This window comes from Xanthomonas sp. SHU 166, from assembly GCF_000364685.1.
GTDB classification, from domain to species: Bacteria; Pseudomonadota; Gammaproteobacteria; order Xanthomonadales; family Xanthomonadaceae; genus Xanthomonas_A; species Xanthomonas_A sontii.
The window spans coordinates 1-1506 of sequence record NZ_AQOJ01000569.1; the positions used below are offsets into that span (position 1 = coordinate 1).

General features: G+C 73.7%; 1 protein-coding gene and 2 pseudogenes. All 3 read right to left on the reverse strand.

The genetic code is table 11. The annotated features are described in order from the left end of the window. Window positions 1-534, reverse strand: a pseudogene (locus tag D180_RS14310) (hypothetical protein); the annotation flags it as partial. Then, a complete protein-coding gene (locus tag D180_RS14315) occupies window positions 531-1313 on the reverse strand; it encodes a ParA family protein (protein ID WP_017910758.1) in 783 nt (260 codons plus the stop codon). The pseudogene D180_RS14310 and the gene D180_RS14315, both read right to left, overlap by 4 nt. After that, a pseudogene (locus tag D180_RS24590) lies at window positions 1313-1506 on the reverse strand (flagellar motor protein MotD); the annotation flags it as partial. The gene D180_RS14315 and the pseudogene D180_RS24590, both read right to left, overlap by 1 nt.

Sequence of the window (1506 nt, forward strand, 5' to 3'; positions counted from 1 at the left end):
CTGCCGCTCCATCGCCGCGACCGCGTCCAGGTCGGCCTGGCGCTCGGCCTGCTGGGCCGGGGTCAGTGCGGCGGGCGCGGGTGCTGCTTGCGACATGATGCCGGCCAGGGCCGGATCGGAATCGGCTTCGGCCAGGACCGCGGCAGCGATCTGTTCGGGCGTCGGACCGGCCGGTGCGGGCGCCAGCGCCTGCTGCGACATGATGCCGGCCAGGGCCGGATCGGAATCGGCTTCGGCCAGGACCGCGGCGGCGATCTGTTCGGGTGTCGGACCGGCGGGCGCGGGCGCCAGCGCCTGCTGCGACATGATGCCGGCCAGGGCCGGATCGGAATCGGCTTCGGCCAGGACCGCGGCAGCGATCTGCTCCGGGGTCGGTCCGGTTGCGGTCGGGGCGGGTGCCGTCGTCGCGGCGTCCGCTTGCACGTCGGCGACCGCGACCGGCGCGGGGCTCGGCGGCACGGCCTTCTGCTCCTCGGCGATCACGTCGTGGAGCAGGCCTTCCAGATAATCGTCGATGATCCCGGGGGTGCTCATGCGGCTTGCTCCATCGGCGTGGCGTCGCTGGCGATCAGCCATTCCAGCGCGCGGCGGTAGGCGGCCAGACCGCGACCCGGGTAGTCGCCCGGCACGCCGGCCACCGTCAGCGCCTTGACGTTGCAGATCTTGGTGTCGACCGGGATGGCGTCTTCCCACACCCGCTCGCCGTAGCTGTCCTGCATCTGCCGCAGGGTCTCGTTGCCGGCGCGGGTGCGCTTGTCGAACAGGGTCGGCAGGATCGAGGCGGGCAGGGGCCGGCGCCGCGAGCGCTCGACCATGTCCACGGTGCGGACCATGCTGGCCAGGCCGTGCAGGGCCAGCGGCTCGGCCTGGGTCGGGATGATCACGCGGTCGGCCGCCGCCAGCGCGTTGATCATCAGCAGGCCCAGGGTCGGCGGGCAGTCGAGCAGGATGTAGTCGTGCTGGCCGGCGTGGCGGGCCATGGCCTGCTGCAGCGCCAGGCCGAGGCCGGGCTGGTTGGCGCTGCGCCGTTCCAGCGTGGCCAGCGCGGTCTGCCCGCAGACGAAGCTCAGACGCTCGACCGCGGTGTCGCGGGCCAGCGCGGCGAGTTCGCCCGGCGGGGTCGCGAACAGGTCGAGCACGCCCGGCGGCTGCGGTTCCTGCGGCACGTCGAAGGCCCGGGTCAGCGAGGCGTGCGGATCGAGATCGAGCATCAGCACGCGGTGCCCGAGCATGGCCAGCCCACGGCCCAGGGCCAGCGTGGTGGTGGTCTTGCCCACGCCACCTTTCTGGTTGGCGATCGCCCAGATGCGCATCAGTTGACTCCTTCAATGGCAGGTACTGCGCGGGGGCCGCCGGCGTTGCCGGGGGCCGCCGCGGCGGGGGGTGTCGGGGTGGCCGGCGCGGCGCCGGCGCTCAAACGATCGGAGGCCGACGGCGTCGCATCGCCGCTGTCGCCGGAGTCGGCCAGGATCACCAGCACCACGCGGCGGTTGGCGTTGCGGCCGG